8 protein-coding genes are annotated in these 14998 nt (G+C 60.4%); 5 read left to right on the plus strand and 3 right to left on the minus strand.

Going from position 1 to position 14998, the window contains the following annotated elements; translation table 11 throughout:
• Nucleotides 1-15 precede the first annotated feature (15 nt).
• Genes QK293_RS08620 through cbiE form a run of 3 tightly spaced genes read right to left on the minus strand, consistent with a single transcriptional unit; the run spans nucleotide 16 to nucleotide 3042 of the window.
• Entirely contained in the window at nucleotides 16-744 is a 729-nt protein-coding gene (locus tag QK293_RS08620) for a cobalt-precorrin-6A reductase (RefSeq protein WP_282376761.1), read from the minus strand.
• Complete coding sequence (locus QK293_RS08625; RefSeq protein ID WP_282376762.1) at nucleotides 741-1838, minus strand: cobalt-precorrin-5B (C(1))-methyltransferase; 1098 nt, start codon at nucleotides 1836-1838, stop codon at nucleotides 741-743. The genes QK293_RS08620 and QK293_RS08625 overlap by 4 nt, the downstream gene beginning before the upstream one ends.
• On the minus strand, nucleotides 1831-3042 hold the full coding sequence (gene cbiE / locus QK293_RS08630; protein ID WP_282376763.1) for a precorrin-6y C5,15-methyltransferase (decarboxylating) subunit CbiE: 1212 nt from the start codon (nucleotides 3040-3042) through the stop codon (nucleotides 1831-1833). The genes QK293_RS08625 and cbiE overlap by 8 nt, the downstream gene beginning before the upstream one ends.
• A 144-nt stretch (nucleotides 3043-3186) precedes the next feature.
• Here cbiE and cobG point away from each other — a divergent pair, with 144 nt between their 5' ends.
• From cobG to QK293_RS08655, 5 genes are all read left to right on the plus strand, one after another.
• Complete coding sequence (gene cobG, locus QK293_RS08635) at nucleotides 3187-4494, plus strand: precorrin-3B synthase (protein WP_282376764.1); 1308 nt, start codon at nucleotides 3187-3189, stop codon at nucleotides 4492-4494.
• The gene (locus QK293_RS08640) at nucleotides 4487-5113 is read left to right on the plus strand and encodes a precorrin-8X methylmutase (RefSeq protein WP_282376765.1); all 627 of its coding nucleotides are present in this window, start codon (nucleotides 4487-4489) and stop codon (nucleotides 5111-5113) included. Before cobG ends, QK293_RS08640 begins: the two co-directional genes overlap by 8 nt.
• On the plus strand, nucleotides 5113-5844 hold the full coding sequence (locus tag QK293_RS08645; RefSeq protein ID WP_282376861.1) for a precorrin-2 C(20)-methyltransferase: 732 nt from the start codon (nucleotides 5113-5115) through the stop codon (nucleotides 5842-5844). Before QK293_RS08640 ends, QK293_RS08645 begins: the two co-directional genes overlap by 1 nt.
• Entirely contained in the window at nucleotides 5844-7532 is a 1689-nt protein-coding gene (cobJ, locus tag QK293_RS08650) for a precorrin-3B C(17)-methyltransferase (RefSeq protein ID WP_282376766.1), read from the plus strand. Before QK293_RS08645 ends, cobJ begins: the two co-directional genes overlap by 1 nt.
• A 419-nt stretch (nucleotides 7533-7951) precedes the next feature.
• Entirely contained in the window at nucleotides 7952-14959 is a 7008-nt protein-coding gene (locus tag QK293_RS08655) for a TcdA/TcdB pore-forming domain-containing protein (RefSeq protein WP_282376767.1), read from the plus strand.
• The last annotated feature ends 39 nt before the right edge of the window (nucleotides 14960-14998 follow it).

Raw genomic sequence — 14998 nt, forward strand, 5'->3', positions numbered from 1 at the left:
CACACCAATTACAGGTTATGTTGTGAGTCCTGCCGTTAGGGCTGCCAACACGTCTTTCACCGACCCGAACTCCCGATCAACCCCCGGCAATACCGGCCGCTGCAAAACAATCACCGGCACCCCACGCTCCCGTGCCACTTCCAGTTTCGGCTCGGTCGCCGTGCTACCGCTGTTCTTGCTGATCAGTACATCAATTTGCCGACGCTCAAACAACTCACGTTCATCCTCGATCAGAAACGGCCCGCGCGCACCGATGACTTCGCAGCGCACATTGCCCGGGTAAACGTCCAGTGCACGCAAGGTCCAGAACTGCTCTGGCGGGATTTCATGCAAGTGCAGCAACGGTTCGCGGCCGAGGGTGAACAGCGGTCGGCGAAAGGGTATCAGGGTTTCGATCAGTTCGGCCCAATCGCTGACCTCCCGCCAGTCATCGCCGGCCTGTGGCTGCCAGGCAGGACGCCGTAACGCCCAGCACGCAATGCCGCTCAACTGTGCGGCAGTGGCGGCGTTCTGGCTGATGTGTGCAGCGTAGGGGTGTGTTGCGTCCAGCAGCAGATCGATCCCTTCATCGCGGATGAACTGCGCCAGGCCTTCGGCACCGCCATAGCCGCCAACACGAACCTGACAGGTCAAATCGGTCGGCACGCGACCGACACCGGCCAGGCTATAGATGTGTTCTGGCCCCAGGGTACGGGCGATGGCCAAGGCTTCTGTCACGCCACCGAGCAACAACACACGCTTCATTGAAAAGCGCCCGCATGGCCGACAATCGCGCCTTGGCGATCGATGGCAAACACTTCGACCTGAACCTGCGCCGGTACCACGCTGCGAGCAAAGTCCAGGGCGTGCTGACACACCGCATCACCCAGGGCGATCCCCGCAGCGCTGGCCATCGCCAACGCTTGCTGGCTGGTGTTGGCCTCGCGAATCGCTGATTGCAGCGCCTCATCCGCCCCGACCGCCGCCGCCCATTCGGCCAGTTGCGGCAGGTCGATGCTCGAATGCCGACTGTGCAAATCCATGTGCCCGGCCGCTAGCTTGCTGATCTTGCCGAAGCCGCCGCACAGACTAAGTTTATCCACCGGTACTTTGCGCAGGTGTTTGAGAACGGCGCCGACGAAGTCGCCCATTTCGATCAGGGCGATTTCCGGCAAGTCGTAGACCCGGCGCATGGTGTCTTCGCTGGCATTGCCGGTGCACGCGGCGATGTGCAAGTAACCGTTGGTTTTGGCGACGTCGATGCCTTGATGGATCGAGGCAATGTACGCCGCACAGGAAAATGGCCGGACGATGCCGCTGGTGCCGAGGATCGACAGCCCGCCAAGAATTCCCAGTCGCGGGTTCATGGTTTTCAGCGCCAGGGCTTCGCCGTCCTCGACGTTTATGGTGACCTCGAAGCCGCCCCGGTAATCCAGCTCCTCGGCCAGCAGCGTCAAGTGATCGGTGATCATCTTGCGTGGCACTGGGTTGATCGCCGGCTCGCCGACGCCCAGCACCAGCCCCGGCCGGGTCACCGTGCCGACGCCGCGACCGGCATTGAAGCGAATGCCCGGTCGGGCATTCAGGCGCACGTGGGAGTAGAGCAGGGCACCGTGGGTCACGTCCGGGTCGTCCCCGGCGTCCTTGATCGTTCCGGCCTCGGCGCCGTCGTCCTTCAACCGACAGAACTCCAGGCGCATTTGCACCTGTTTGCCTTTGGGCAGAATGATCTCGACGGCGTCCGCTTCCACGCCACTGAGCAACAGACGAGCCGCCGCAAGGCTGGTGGCGGTGGCGCAGCTGCCGGTGGTCAGGCCACTGCGCAGCGGTGCGGGTTGTTCGGCGGTTTCGTCACGCATCGAAAGGCTTCGTCACTTCCAGCAGGGTAATCGGCAACGCCTGACGCCACGTATCGAAGTCCCCCAACGGTTGCGCCTGAGCGATATGAATGCGCGTCAGCTCGCCGCCGTGCTGCTCGCGCCAGGTCATCAAGGTCATTTCACTTTGCAACGTGACCGCGTTGGCGATCAATCGGCCACCGGGTTTGAGTTCGGCCCAGCACGTGTCGAGCACGCCCTCGCGGGTGACGCCGCCACCGATGAAAATCGCGTCCGGACGCTCGAGACCGGCCAAGGCCTGCGGCGCACTGCCGCGAATCAATTGCAGGCCGGGGACGCCGAGGGCATTTCGGTTGTGTTCGATCAACAACTGCCGCCCTTCGTCAGCTTCGATGGCCAGCGCCCGGCAACTCGGGTGGGCGCGCATCCATTCAATGCCGATCGAGCCGCTGCCAGCGCCGACGTCCCACAGCAGTTCGCCGGGAACCGGGGCGAGACGCGCGAGTGTGATGGCGCGCACGTCGCGTTTGGTCAGTTGGCCATCGTGTTTGAAGGCTGAGTCCGGCAGGCCGGCCAGTCGGGAGAGGCATTGCGTGTTGGGCTCAGCGATGCACTCGATGGCGATCAGGTTCAGGTCGGCGATCAGAGGATCGTTCCAGTCATTGGCGACACCCTCGATGCGTCGTTCGGCGGCACCGCCCAGATGTTCCAGCACCGTGAGGCGACTCGCCCCGAAACCGCGTTCACGCAGCAGCGTCGCGATAGCGGCCGGGCTCTTGCCGTCGTTGCTCAACACCAGCAGGCGAACACCGCTGAACACCTGCGCATTGAGGGCGGCGATGGGACGCGCAACCACCGAAAGCGTGACCACCTCCTGCAACGGCCAGCCCATTCGCGCCGCCGCCAGCGAGCAAGAGGAGGGCGCCGGCAGTACCCGCATTTCATCGCCGGATACCTGCCGGGCCAGGCTGGCGCCCACACCAAAGAACATCGGATCGCCGCTGGCCAGCACGCAGACCGGTTCGCCGCGCAGCGCCAATACCGGTTCAAGGGAGAAAGGGCTGGGCCACAACTGCCGCTCGCCACGGATGCACGCCGGCAGCAAATCCAGTTGCCGCTGACCGCCAATGATCCGCGAAGCGTGCAGCAGAGCGTGCCGGGCGTTTTTGCCCAGGCCCTTGAAGCCGTCTTCACCAATTCCCACTACTGTCAGCCAGGGTGACATCTGCAGTCCTCAAAAAAAGTCCTCAAACGGACTGTTCCGACGGGCAGGCTTTTCATGCCGTCGAACAAAGCAGGCATAATACCGCGCCTTCGCCCGCGAAGCGCCTTTCCCACACTGCCGGTCGCCCCCTTGAACAAACGCCCGATGTCCTTAGCCTTACGTCCCTCGGCCTGTCCGGGGTTGCTGCGTATTGTCCAGGCGCTGGACGGCGGTATCTGCCGGATCAAGTTGAATGGCGGTTCGATCAGTGCGGCTCAGGCCGACGCGGTGGCCAGTGCAGCTGAGCGGTTCGCTGGCGGCGTGATCGAGGCGACCAACCGCGCCAACCTGCAAATTCGCGGGATTGGCAATGAACAGGGCGCCTTGATCGATGGCCTGATGACGGCCGGGTTGGGGCCCAGCACCGCCGCTGGTGACGATGTGCGCAATCTGATGCTCAGCCCGAGCGCGGGTATTGATCAACAGATGCTGTTCGACACGCGCCCGCTGGCCGAGCAGATCCTCGCCACGCTGCAAAGTCATGAACGCTTCCACGAGCTCAGCGCCAAGTTTGCCGTGCAACTCGATGGTGGTGAAGGTTTGGCGATGCTCGAACATCCTCATGATGTGTGGCTGTCCGCCACTGAACGCGAGGGCGAGCTGGTTTTTGCATTCGGTCTGGCGGGGTGTCCCGTGGACTCGCCTGTGGGTGCGGTGTCACTGGAGCAGGGCCACGCGCTGGTGGTCGCGGTGCTTGAGTTGTTTCTTGACCTGGCGCGTCCCGAGCAGACACGCATGCGGCATTTGCTCGCTGATTGCTCGCTCGACGGGTTTCTTGCTCGTCTGGCCGAACGTGTACCGTTGATGCCCATCACGGGTTGGCAGCGCAAGGTAAGTCCGAGTGTCTTGCACATCGGTGCTCATCCACAGCGTGAGGCCAAGCGCGTGTATATCGGCGCGGTGCCGCCGCTGGGTCGCCTCAATCGCGCGATGCTCAGAGGCGTCGCACAACTGGCACGTGACCAGGGTGACGGCAGCCTGCGTTTCACACCCTGGCAAAGTCTGTTGTTACCCGGTGTTCATGTCGACACTGCGGCTCAAGTTATCCACAGCCTCGAACAGCTCGGTCTGCGTTGCTCGGCCGACGATGCCTTGGCGCACCTGATCGCCTGCACCGGCTCGACGGGTTGCGGCAAAGGCCTGGCCGACACCAAGGGCGATGCCCGACAACTGGCGGCGCTGCTGCAACGTCGCGGCCAGACACTGAGCGTGCACCTGTCCGGCTGCCAGCGTTCCTGCGCGGCCGCGCATAGTGCGCCGATAACTTTGCTGGCGGTTTCTCCCGGTCACTACGACCTCTATTTTCGCGACGCAGCGCAGCCGGGTTTCGGCGCGCTGCACGCACACAACCTTACTATTGAAGCGGTCGCAGCCTTGCTCGACGCCCGCTCACGGAGCCCCCTTGATGCTTGATTACATCCGCGACGGTCAGGAGATCTATCGCAACTCCTTCGCGATCATTCGTGCCGAGGCCAACCTCGACCGTATTCCGGCCGACCTGGAAAAACTCGCGGTCCGTGTGATCCATGCTTGCGGCATGGTCGACGCCATCGACGGGCTGCAATTTTCCGAAGGTGCGGGCAAGGCCGGGCGTGACGCGCTGGCCGCCGGTGCGCCGATTCTGTGCGACGCGCGGATGGTTTCCGAAGGTGTGACCCGGACGCGCTTGCCAGCGAACAATCAGGTCATCTGCACCCTGCGCGATGAAAGCGTTCCTGAGATGGCCCGGGAGTTGGGCAACACCCGTTCCGCTGCTGCGCTGGAGCTATGGCGTCCGCGTCTGGAAGGCAGCGTCGTGGTGATCGGCAACGCGCCGACCGCACTGTTTTATCTGTTGGAAATGCTCGACGCCGGCGCGCCGAAACCGGCACTGATTCTCGGCTTCCCGGTGGGCTTCGTCGGCGCCGCCGAATCCAAGGCAATGCTCGCGGCGGACAGTCGCGGCGTGCCTTTTGTCATCATGCAAGGTCGGCTGGGCGGTAGTGCCATGGCCGCCGCCGCCGTCAATGCCCTCGCTACGGAGATCGAATGATGCAGCAACCTGGACGTTTGATCGGCCTTGGCGTCGGCCCCGGTGATCCGGAACTGATTACCGTCAAAGCCCTGCGCCTGCTGCGCGAATCGCCGGTGGTGGCGTACTTCGTCGCCAAGGGCAAAAAAGGCAACGCCTTCGGCATCATCGAGGCGCACTTGCAGGACGCGCAAACGCTGCTGCCGCTGGTGTATCCGGTGACCACCGAGGCGTTGCCGGCGCCGCTGTCGTATGAACAAGTGATCAGCGATTTCTACGATGCGGCCGGCGAACAACTTGCCGCGCACCTGGACGCTGGCCGTGACGTGGCGGTGATCTGCGAAGGCGATCCGTTCTTCTACGGCTCCTACATGTACCTGCATGATCGGCTGGCTGAGCGCTATGAAGCCGAAGTCGTGCCGGGTGTCTGCTCGATGCTCGGCGGTGCTTCGGTGCTGGGTGCGCCGCTGGTGTATCGCAATCAGAGTTTGTCGGTCCTGTCGGGTGTGTTGCCCGCCGACGATCTCAAGCGCCGTCTGGCCGATGCCGATGCTGCTGTGATCATGAAGCTGGGACGCAACTTTCCCAAGGTCCGTCAGGTGCTCGAAGAACTCGGGCTGGCGGAACGTGCGCTGTACGTTGAACGCGCGACCATGGCCAACCAGAAAATTGTCCCGCTGGATCAGGTCGAGCCGATGTCCTCGCCGTACTTCTCGCTGATCATTGTGCCCGGCGAAAGGTGGCAAGGCTGATGTCCCGTCCAGTTCCGGCGATTGTCATTCTGGGCAATGGCAGCCTCGCGACCGCGCGCAAGATTGCGCAGCTATACCCTGGCGCATTGATTCATGGTCTGGCCGAACGGGTGGAAGGCGCGGACCGCGTCTATCACGAGTTCGGCGCCACCTTGCGTGAGTTCTATCAACAGGACACGCCGATTATCGCGTTGTGTGCGGCCGGGATCGTGATCCGTACCCTGGCGCCGTTGCTGCTGGAAAAAGGCGCCGAGCCGCCAGTGCTGGCCGTGGCTGAGGACGGCAGCGCGGTGGTGCCGCTGCTCGGTGGCTTAGGCGGGGTGAACGTCATGGCGCGAGAGATTGCTGCCGTTCTTGAGGTAGCCGCCGCGATCACCACCAGCGGCGAATTGCGTTTCGGCACCTGCCTGCTCAATCCGCCCAGCGGTTACGCGCTGGGCGATCTGGAGTCGGGCAAGCGTTTCGTTTCCGATCTACTTGCCGGACACAGCGTGCGCATTGAGGGCGCCGCGCCGTGGCTGGATCAGGCGCAGTTGCCGGAAGATCCGCAGGCGCAGCGCTCGATCCATGTCGGCAGCGCCGAGCGTGAGGCGAGCGCCAATGAATTGCTGATCTATCCTCGCAGCGTCGCGGTGGCGGTGAGTGCCGGGGTGGCGGATCTGCCGGATACGATTCGCGCGGCGTTGCAGCAGGCGAAAGTGGCGGTGCAGTCGTTGGCCTGTCTCGTGGCGGCTGAGGATGAGATGGCGAGTCCGGCATTGCGTGAGGCGGCGCTGGAGCTGGGTGTGCCGCTGCGGTTTGTCACCTCCGTGAGCGACCTGAGCACGCTGCCCGATGTAACGATCATTGCGACGGCCCACGACATTACGATAGCCGTGGCCGAACAGCCGCTGGACGTGACGCAAATCGGCCGCCCGCGCGGACGGCTGGCGGTGATCGGGCTCGGTCCCGGTGCCGCCGAACTGATGGTGCCCGCCGTGAAAGCCGAACTGGCACGGGCCACCGACGTGCTCGGCTACGAAACCTACGTGCGCATGGCCGGGCCGTTCCGCGAAGATCAGGTGCTGCATTGCACCGACAACCGCGAAGAAATGCAGCGCGCCCGTCACGCCTTCGAGTTGGCGGCGCAAGGCCGTTCGGTGATTGTGGTTTCGTCCGGTGACCCTGGCGTGTTCGCCATGGCGGCGGCGGTGCTGGAGGCGTTGCACGAATCGAGTGAGCCGAGTTGGCACAGCGTCGATCTGGAAATCCTGCCCGGCGTGTCCGCCTCGCTCGCCACCGCCGCCCAGGCCGGTGCGCCGCTGGGCCACGATTTCTGCGTGATGTCGCTGTCGGACAACCTCAAACCCTGGTCGATCATCGAGAAGCGCCTGGATCTGGCCGCTGAAGCCGATCTGGCGCTGGCCTTCTATAACCCGATTTCCCGTGCGCGGCCATGGCAACTGGGCCAGGCGTTGGAAATCGTCGGCCGGCATCGCACGTCGGAAACGGTCGTGGTGCTGGGCCGCGACATTGGCCGTCCTGGCCAGTCGCTGCGGGTTACCACGCTCGGCGAACTGACCCCCGATCAGGTCGACATGCGCACCATGGTGCTGATCGGCTCTTCCACCACCTGCGTGTTCCCTCGCGCCGAGGGTGGAAACTGGGTGTACACCCCGCGCTGGTATGGCGTTAAACCCGCCTCCTGAAATCGAGCGGCCCTTTTAGGGCCGCCGCATGGATCGTTTTCCGTCGATTCTTGAATCTCTCTGATTCACCCGTTTGGCAGCAGTTTCCTACTGTTGTTGTGGGTTTGTTCTTTTCGCAAGTTTCAATTCTTATAATTGGACATACAAAGGCATGCGTTGTAATGCGCGAAACATAAAGCGCTCGCACCCTGACGCCGTTGGGTTAAGTCTTGTTTATGGGGTTGTAGTGTAAGGGGTTGGTATAGGTTTCTCCCGGGTTCTGACATTAATTGAATTCCTTGTGAGTTGATGGGTTGTGCAAGTTGACGTTATTTTTTGAATAACACGTTTGCTCAATGAAAAAGGATGTTCAATTGAAAAGTGCAGAGGCAGGAGGGCTGGTCGGTCGGGATTTTTCTAAATCTGTTGATAGAGCCAAGTTGGAGTTCGTCCTGACGCGCCAGTTAAATGCGGAACTTCAAGGCAAGGCGCTGCGTTACTACGTAGGTGCTGTCACGGCCTCCAGTCTGTCCGAACAGCTGACGGCGGTCAGTTTGCTCAAGGAAATGATCGAATCAACTCCAGCCAATGCCTCGACGACCCAACTGCAACAACTTCGAGCCACTCTGGCGGATTACCATACTCGCTTGACCACCACCGTGGAGTTGTTGAGTACTGCCAAAGCCGTACCCAAAAAACTGCACTTTGTCTGGGTGGGAGGAGGTATAGGGGCAATCCAGGGTGATTACATCAATGTCTGGAAGCAGATGGCGGGGCCTGATGGGTACAGCCTTAATCTCTGGTACGACAGTGACGCGCTGCTGGCCCATGAAACCCATCGAGTCATTGTCGAATCCGCCAAGGCCCTGGGGGCCATGTCTGTCCCTGAAGGCAAGGCAGATACCCCTGCTGCGCTGGCTGATCGTTATATCGAACGAGCGCGCGTGCTGCGTCAGCAGATGTTCGAACATATCCAACAGGTCACTGGTGCGGGTGGAAGTGCCGACCAAGCGCGAATCGATCTTTTGGTGAGCGCCTATGGCCAGGATGAACAGGCGCTCAAGGCACTCAAGTCACGCAACGTGCAGTCCCTGGAGGCTGTAGAACGCAACGGGATTTTGCTTCGCGACATCCGCACGCGGTTATCCGATCAACCGTTGTTCGATATTTATGAGCGCGAAATCTCCTTTCGCGCCAATTTGGCAGCGGCATCGGATATCACGCGTTTGCAGGTTGTGAATCTCGAAAGCGGTACCTACCTTGATGCGGATCTGCTGCCGTCCTTGCATAAAAAAATCGGTGGCGTGGATCTCACCGGTTTCGATGCCGAGGAGCGCATCGGCGTTATGCAGGTCTTGCTTGATCATAATCCGCAGATCCTTCCGAACCGCGGCTCGCACTATGCAGATCTACGTCACCAGATACCTGAGCAGTACAGAGAGGCGTTGGTAGACTTCGCCAAAAAAGTATCTTCAGTGCGGGATATTTTTGCACCGTTCGGTGACGTCATGGTTTCTGAAGGTGGGCTGCGTGTCGGTAACAAGAACAGTCCTGATCTGGCGGCAAATTCAATCGTCCCCTTCAACGGTCTTTCCAATGCATTGTTGAGTGGCCACGCAGGCTCTGCAGCGATTGCCGGGGTCATGGAAAAGATCCGCAAGAACTACGCGTTCCTAGACCGCGTGCTGGAACAGGCACAAATAGCTTACGTATCGCTTCAGGATCGCCAGGCGTTTACCGATCTGATTATTGGTGAGTGGGAGAAGCAGCACGGGCCGATATCAGACTGGGAGGGAGACCTGCGTACACTCAATAGCTTTTTACCGGCAGTCGCTGGCTACGATGCCGACGGCATCAAGTTCGGCGCCCAATCGGCCATTGTCATGAGCGGCCCATCGGCGGTGTCGAGCGGACTGAGTGATTTCGTCATTCACCATGGAGTTGCGAGTGCCCGCCAACTAGTCAGTGACAGGGTCAATCTGTTTGACGGTTTTAATCTGGCAACCGAAGAGGAGACCCACCACAGCTGGAAAGACAACGCCAAGACGGAAACTGCATGGTTCGAACTTGAAACAAAAAAGATCGAGGAAGGTGCCTATAACCTACGTTACAAGGGCAATGTAAATGAATTGCTTGAAGGTCAGACCCTTACTCTCGAGAAAGGCTGGCCCGTCATAGAAGGCCGGCCGGTGTTGATGACGGCTGTACTGCAACAGTTGATGGATGATCTGGGCGAGCCGTTGATCCAGGCGATGCGAAGCAAGATCAGCGGCGAGATGGTGCTCAACAAACCGTTGAACCTCAGCTTCGACCAACGCCAGCAGATCCTTGCCCAACCCGTCAGCGAACTCCCGCCGTCCCTCGGTGCAGAGCAAGCCGCGAACCTCAACGAGTTGTTCGCCCGTCTCGAACACGGTTCGCTACCTATCGAACAATTGAGCCCGCTGCAGCGCGTTGTGCTGGGCGGTCTGTTCGGCGTCCAGAGCCTCGATGCCACGGGTTTTGCCAACGCCTGGCAAGACGCGCTCAAGCTGGCCCGGGAAACCGCTGAAGGCGGGGTGTTTGCCCGTTACGCGATGATCGAGAAAACCCTGCACCAACACAAGGCTGCGGCATTCGAAGCAGGTCTTGCGCAGGGTGGCGTCCCCGGCCTGCAAACGGCGCGGGAGCTGAAGGCACTCGCGTTGACCGAACCCATGAGCTTGAACCAGTGGGGCCAGCGTATCGCGCAAGTCAACAGCACCGCGCAACGGGAATATCACACACAAATCCTCAAGCGTGCTGCGCAGGTTCGTGAACAGTTTTTCCAGGCCGGCGCCCTTTCCGCGCGGCAGTTGCCTCAGGATTTGCTGGCGCGCACACCGGGCGACCCGAGCCGTCGGTGCTACCCACTGACATTGCTCATGGCGGTGGCGCTGAGCAGGGGTGTGAGCGCCGAGCGAACGCTGGTAGGCCGAGTGGCCAGTGCCAGTCTGATGCCCGATGACACCGATTCCCGGGTATTGATGCAGGCTCTGGATGAGTTGCTCGGCGTCGCCATGACCGACGCCGGAACGCCACTGGGAACCCACAGCCTGGAAAAGATTCTGCAGACGCTGCAAGCGAAAAGCACCACGAGCGTGTTGCTGCTCGATACCGGCAATCATGCGTTGCTTCTGGCGAAAGTCGTCGTCGGCGACAGCAGTTTCTATCGTTTCTTTGATCCCAATTTCGCCGTGTATGGATTTGACCAGGTGCAGTCGCTGAAGCAGGGCATTGAGCGCTACCTGAGTCATGGCAACGCCGAATTGGCCAGGTTGTACGGCCTGTCTGCCACCCCGTCATTCAACGTCATCGAACTCAATCCTGCGGCCATTGCCGACAGGATCCTGCCATCAGAAGTGCAGGTGGGCAGCTTCCTGAATGACGGACCGGTTGCGTCCGCTCAGACCGCCACAATATGGGAACGACAGGCTGTTCAGCGCACGCGCTCGCTGTCGGAAAACGCCCGGATGGGGGCCAGTCTGGCGCAACTGGACGGGCGTTTCTGGGCACGTGAATTCGATGAGGCGACCCGCCGTTTGCGCAGCGAACATGAACTGGGGCGTGAATTCTTGCCATTGCTGGAGACGGTTCAGGGCAGTCCGGAGACGGGTTATACGTTGACGATGGTGGACGCCCGCAATCCCTTGGATGCTGTCAAGGTCACCACCGCCGACTCGCGGTTTATCAAGTTAAAAAAACATATTCGAAGTTTGCTGGAGAGGGTTGCGGGCAACAACACCGGCCCGGTGGAAGCCGACGGTGGCAGCCGCTTGAGTTTTGCCTTCGCCATCCAGACCGTGATCACCGAGATGCGCAACCGTGAGTATCAGGCCGGGGAGGGGCAAGTGCCGGCGCTGGCAGTCGCTCTTCAGGTGCAGGTCTATGTCAGTTATGCCCAGCTGGGCTATGGCGTGGTGAGTGATTCGGTGCAGATTATCAATCTGGTTCGTCAGGTCGCCGCCAGTGAGCAGGCCCTGGCGATACGCCAGTCGTCGCTGTCCGGGCGACTGTTGGGCCGTGCGTCCACGGGGGTAGGAATCGGATTTTCCGTGGTGAACATTGGCTTCGACATCTATGGCCTGGCCGTAGCGAACAACCAGGAGCAACGTTCGCGGCTGGCCACGCAATTGGTATTCGATGTGGCGGCGCTGGGGCTGGATGTCGTTGCACTGGCCGTGGGCGGAACCGTCGGCGCGGCAGCGGCCATCTTGTCGGTGCCGTTGCTGGGCGTGGGCATCGGTGTGACGGCCATCGCCAGTAACCTGGGGCAGATCAGCGACAAGGCCAGGGCCGTGGGCGAGCATTTACGCAAGATCCAGGATGCTTACGGAATCGCCGCTTACACGAGCAAGGACGGGGTCTTGCGCTTCGAACCGGAGGCGGTCATCACTCATCTGGACCTGCCGAAAAAACGCATCGGGTTCGACAGCCAGAAATTCTACCCAATGGTACGCGGAGGTCTGGAGCTGCCGCAGCCCGACACGAATCCCAGGCAGTTGCACCGGGCCATCGACATCCGCCAAGCATTGGAGCTGCCAGACTTCGTCGCGCTGGATCCCGGGATTCCACCGACCCGGACAGTGGTATTGCCGTGTACGCCGATTTGTTACTACGGCTATGAGTACCAACTGGGGTCGGCAGGATTCGATTATGTGCCGAAGGAAGGCGAGTCCGACGTCGAGGCGTCAGACCTTCCTTCGGGAACCTGGTACCCGAGCCTGCACAACAGCACGGTGAGTAAGCTGGAATATGACGAGGAAGGTGAGCGTCGTTTTTACTTCTTTGCCAATACCCCGTTCCCGCACATCCTCTACAAGCTCAATCCGGTCTATAAACCGACGAGGATAGAGGTGACCCTGGACGCTCATGTCCGGCAATTGCTGGTGCCCGAGTTGCCGACGAATTGGAAGAAATGCATTTCCTACGTAATCAGCGGTCACTCGGGTCTCTATCAACTCTGCCTGACTCCCGGGATCGTGGCGGTTGCCTTGAGGAACAGCACTTTCGGCGAGTCGGTCAGCTGGATGATTCGTGCACCATGGGTCAGTGAGAAACAGGTTACGTTGGAGAATACAATCCTGACCATCGACGGCGTCCAGGTCGAGGGTTTCGGAGTCTTGGAAGGGTTCCTCGAACTGGCGAACGGGGAGCTTTTCCGGTTCGACCAAGACCAGCAACATTGGGTGTTGCTGTCCGTCACACTGGACACCGGAACGAACGAGACTGCACTGCCGGCTGCTCTGGCCCGGATTCGCGAGCGGGCGCACGAGAAGCGGCTGGCTTCTGCGTATGTGCCGCTGCACAACGACGAGATCCCGTTCAACGACCGATCCGCACCGGCGTACACCACCGGATACTACGATGTGGCGCAGGATCGGGTGCTCTACGCACGCAATCTCCCGGCTGCCGCCAATGAGGGCATCGTTCTGGGTGGCGCCAGCGGTCAACACGCCTGGTTCTATCATCCAGACCATCCGACCCTCTGGCGTGTCGATGCGACCACCGGAACGGTCAACCATCGCTATCGCCTGATGAACCCGCAAAGTGGTTCGACAATCATCGGTTGCGAGCAGACCGCAGACGGGAAACTGCGCGTGGTGCAGAAAATGAAGAGGAAACGGACCTACGACTATACGTTGGAGTACCTGATCTGCGATCAGTCCCTGACGTTCGTTGGCATCAATACCTGGGGAACGTTTCGTCACGACCAATTTTTTGGCACCGACGTGGAGGACTGGAGGGATCCGATCGACGCCTTCGGGCAGCCTCATTCCTATGCGGATGAGACGCCCGGCATGGCTGCATCGATGGCCAACTGGACATCCGCTCCCTTCATTTGCGGGCGCATGTATTTGTGGGAAAAATTCCAGTATTCGGTCTGGATTCGTCTGCATGACAACCAGTATTTTCGCGATGGCATAGGACTCACTCAGAGAATCATGCTGATGTGGGATCAAGACGATAATGACGCCATGCTTTTCTACGACAAGGAACGCAACGTTCTCTTCCGTGGTTTTAGGGATCTGGACGAGCTTTCTACTTTCCATGACGAAATTATCGAGAGCGATGTTGTAGAGGTCTCATCCACTGCCGGTCGCTACATCGCCACCAAGCCTGATGGCCGGCTGTTCGAGATCGAGATGGACAGCGCACTGAAGTTTGTCGGCGTCGGCCAGCGCTGGCTCGAGCAGCATCCAGATTGGCTCGCGGCGTTACCTGAGTTGGTGAAAGAACATTCGGGTGGGCCGATTCCGATCATGGGCCTGGGCAACGGTTCCGACAGCACCTTCCTCGCGGCGTGGTGCATCGACGGACAGCTTCTGCTGGCGGACATCGGTCATGGCAAAGAGCTGGCGTTGCTCGGGCTGACCCCCGACAGGCAAGCGGGCTGGCTGCTCGATGTTGCAGCAGGGCAGATCTATCGCCAGAGGCTAATCGGGTTCGAAGCCGTTCGGCCGGCCTTTGCCAATGGCGCTCGTGTGCTGCATCCCGAACACCTGCCGGTCGCGCAAAAAGTCTGGTCGGGCTGGTCGTTTGCCGAGGTGCTGACCGACGGGCAAGGGCTACGGGGGCGAACCCGTGAAGGCGTGAATCTGGAGTTACTGGACAACCGGCCTGCACGGATCGTGAGCGTGGAAAATCAATGGTCTTACGTTCGCGGTGAGACGACTGAACAGTTGCAGGCGCGTTTGAAAGCACTGGTGTCGAGTAATGCCCATGCCTTGGTTCTGCAAGTCGAAAGCTTTCCGAATCGCTACAAGTATTTTGTACCCGAGCTGAACCGTGTATTCGACGTCTCCGGGCGAGCCGACGGACAGTGGGCGGTGTTCCTTGGAACCCGAAACGAATCGGTGCCGATGCTGTTCGATCCGGTGGACGGGTTGATTTTCGGCCGCGGTACGACAAATGGCATCTGGTTGACGGGCAGTCATGCCAGCAGAGACGGTGAGGTACTGGTGCTTGAGACGACCGTTGAGGTCACTGACCTTTTTCCCTTGGTTCCGGATGGCGTCGACAAGTTGATTCTGGCCTTCGGTTCGCAGGTGCAGACTTATTGCGTGTCCGACCAGACCTGGCAACGGCTGGACTGCATTGTCATCGATAGCCGGCCTCTGCGGGAGGATCAACCTTCGATCGTGTGTACGCTGGCCCTGGACATGGCCGACAACCAGCGTTTGTTGCTTTGTGTGGCTGAGGGGCATCTGGTGGTTACCGATCCAGACAACGCTCATAGCCTGATTGTGCGTGATGCGGATCCGCAGGATGGAGAATCAAGGATGCCATTGGAAGTCAGCATCAAGCTCCAGGGGCATGACCACAGATTTGACCTTGAACGATTGCTGAAGATGTTGAAGGACTCCCAGGGTGATGCGGGGTCTGTCGTGTTGGGTGAAATGATCAAGAAGAACGCAGCCTCTCAATAGGCCGGGGACCGCTGGCGCAACTGTGCGCAGCTTTCGGTG

The organism is Pseudomonas sp. AL03 (assembly GCF_029960815.1).
Lineage (GTDB): Bacteria > Pseudomonadota > Gammaproteobacteria > Pseudomonadales > Pseudomonadaceae > Aquipseudomonas.

Coding starts and splice junctions, on each gene's coding strand:
- cbiE (WP_282376763.1), bottom strand. CDS start 3,042: ATGTCACCCTGGCTGACAGTAGTGGGAATTGGTGAAGACGGCTTCAAG.
- QK293_RS08645 (WP_282376861.1), top strand. CDS start 5,113: ATGCAGCAACCTGGACGTTTGATCGGCCTTGGCGTCGGCCCCGGTGAT.
- QK293_RS08640 (WP_282376765.1), top strand. CDS start 4,487: ATGCTTGATTACATCCGCGACGGTCAGGAGATCTATCGCAACTCCTTC.
- QK293_RS08625 (WP_282376762.1), bottom strand. CDS start 1,838: ATGCGTGACGAAACCGCCGAACAACCCGCACCGCTGCGCAGTGGCCTG.
- cobG (WP_282376764.1), top strand. CDS start 3,187: ATGTCCTTAGCCTTACGTCCCTCGGCCTGTCCGGGGTTGCTGCGTATT.
- cobJ (WP_282376766.1), top strand. CDS start 5,844: ATGTCCCGTCCAGTTCCGGCGATTGTCATTCTGGGCAATGGCAGCCTC.
- QK293_RS08620 (WP_282376761.1), bottom strand. CDS start 744: ATGAAGCGTGTGTTGTTGCTCGGTGGCGTGACAGAAGCCTTGGCCATC.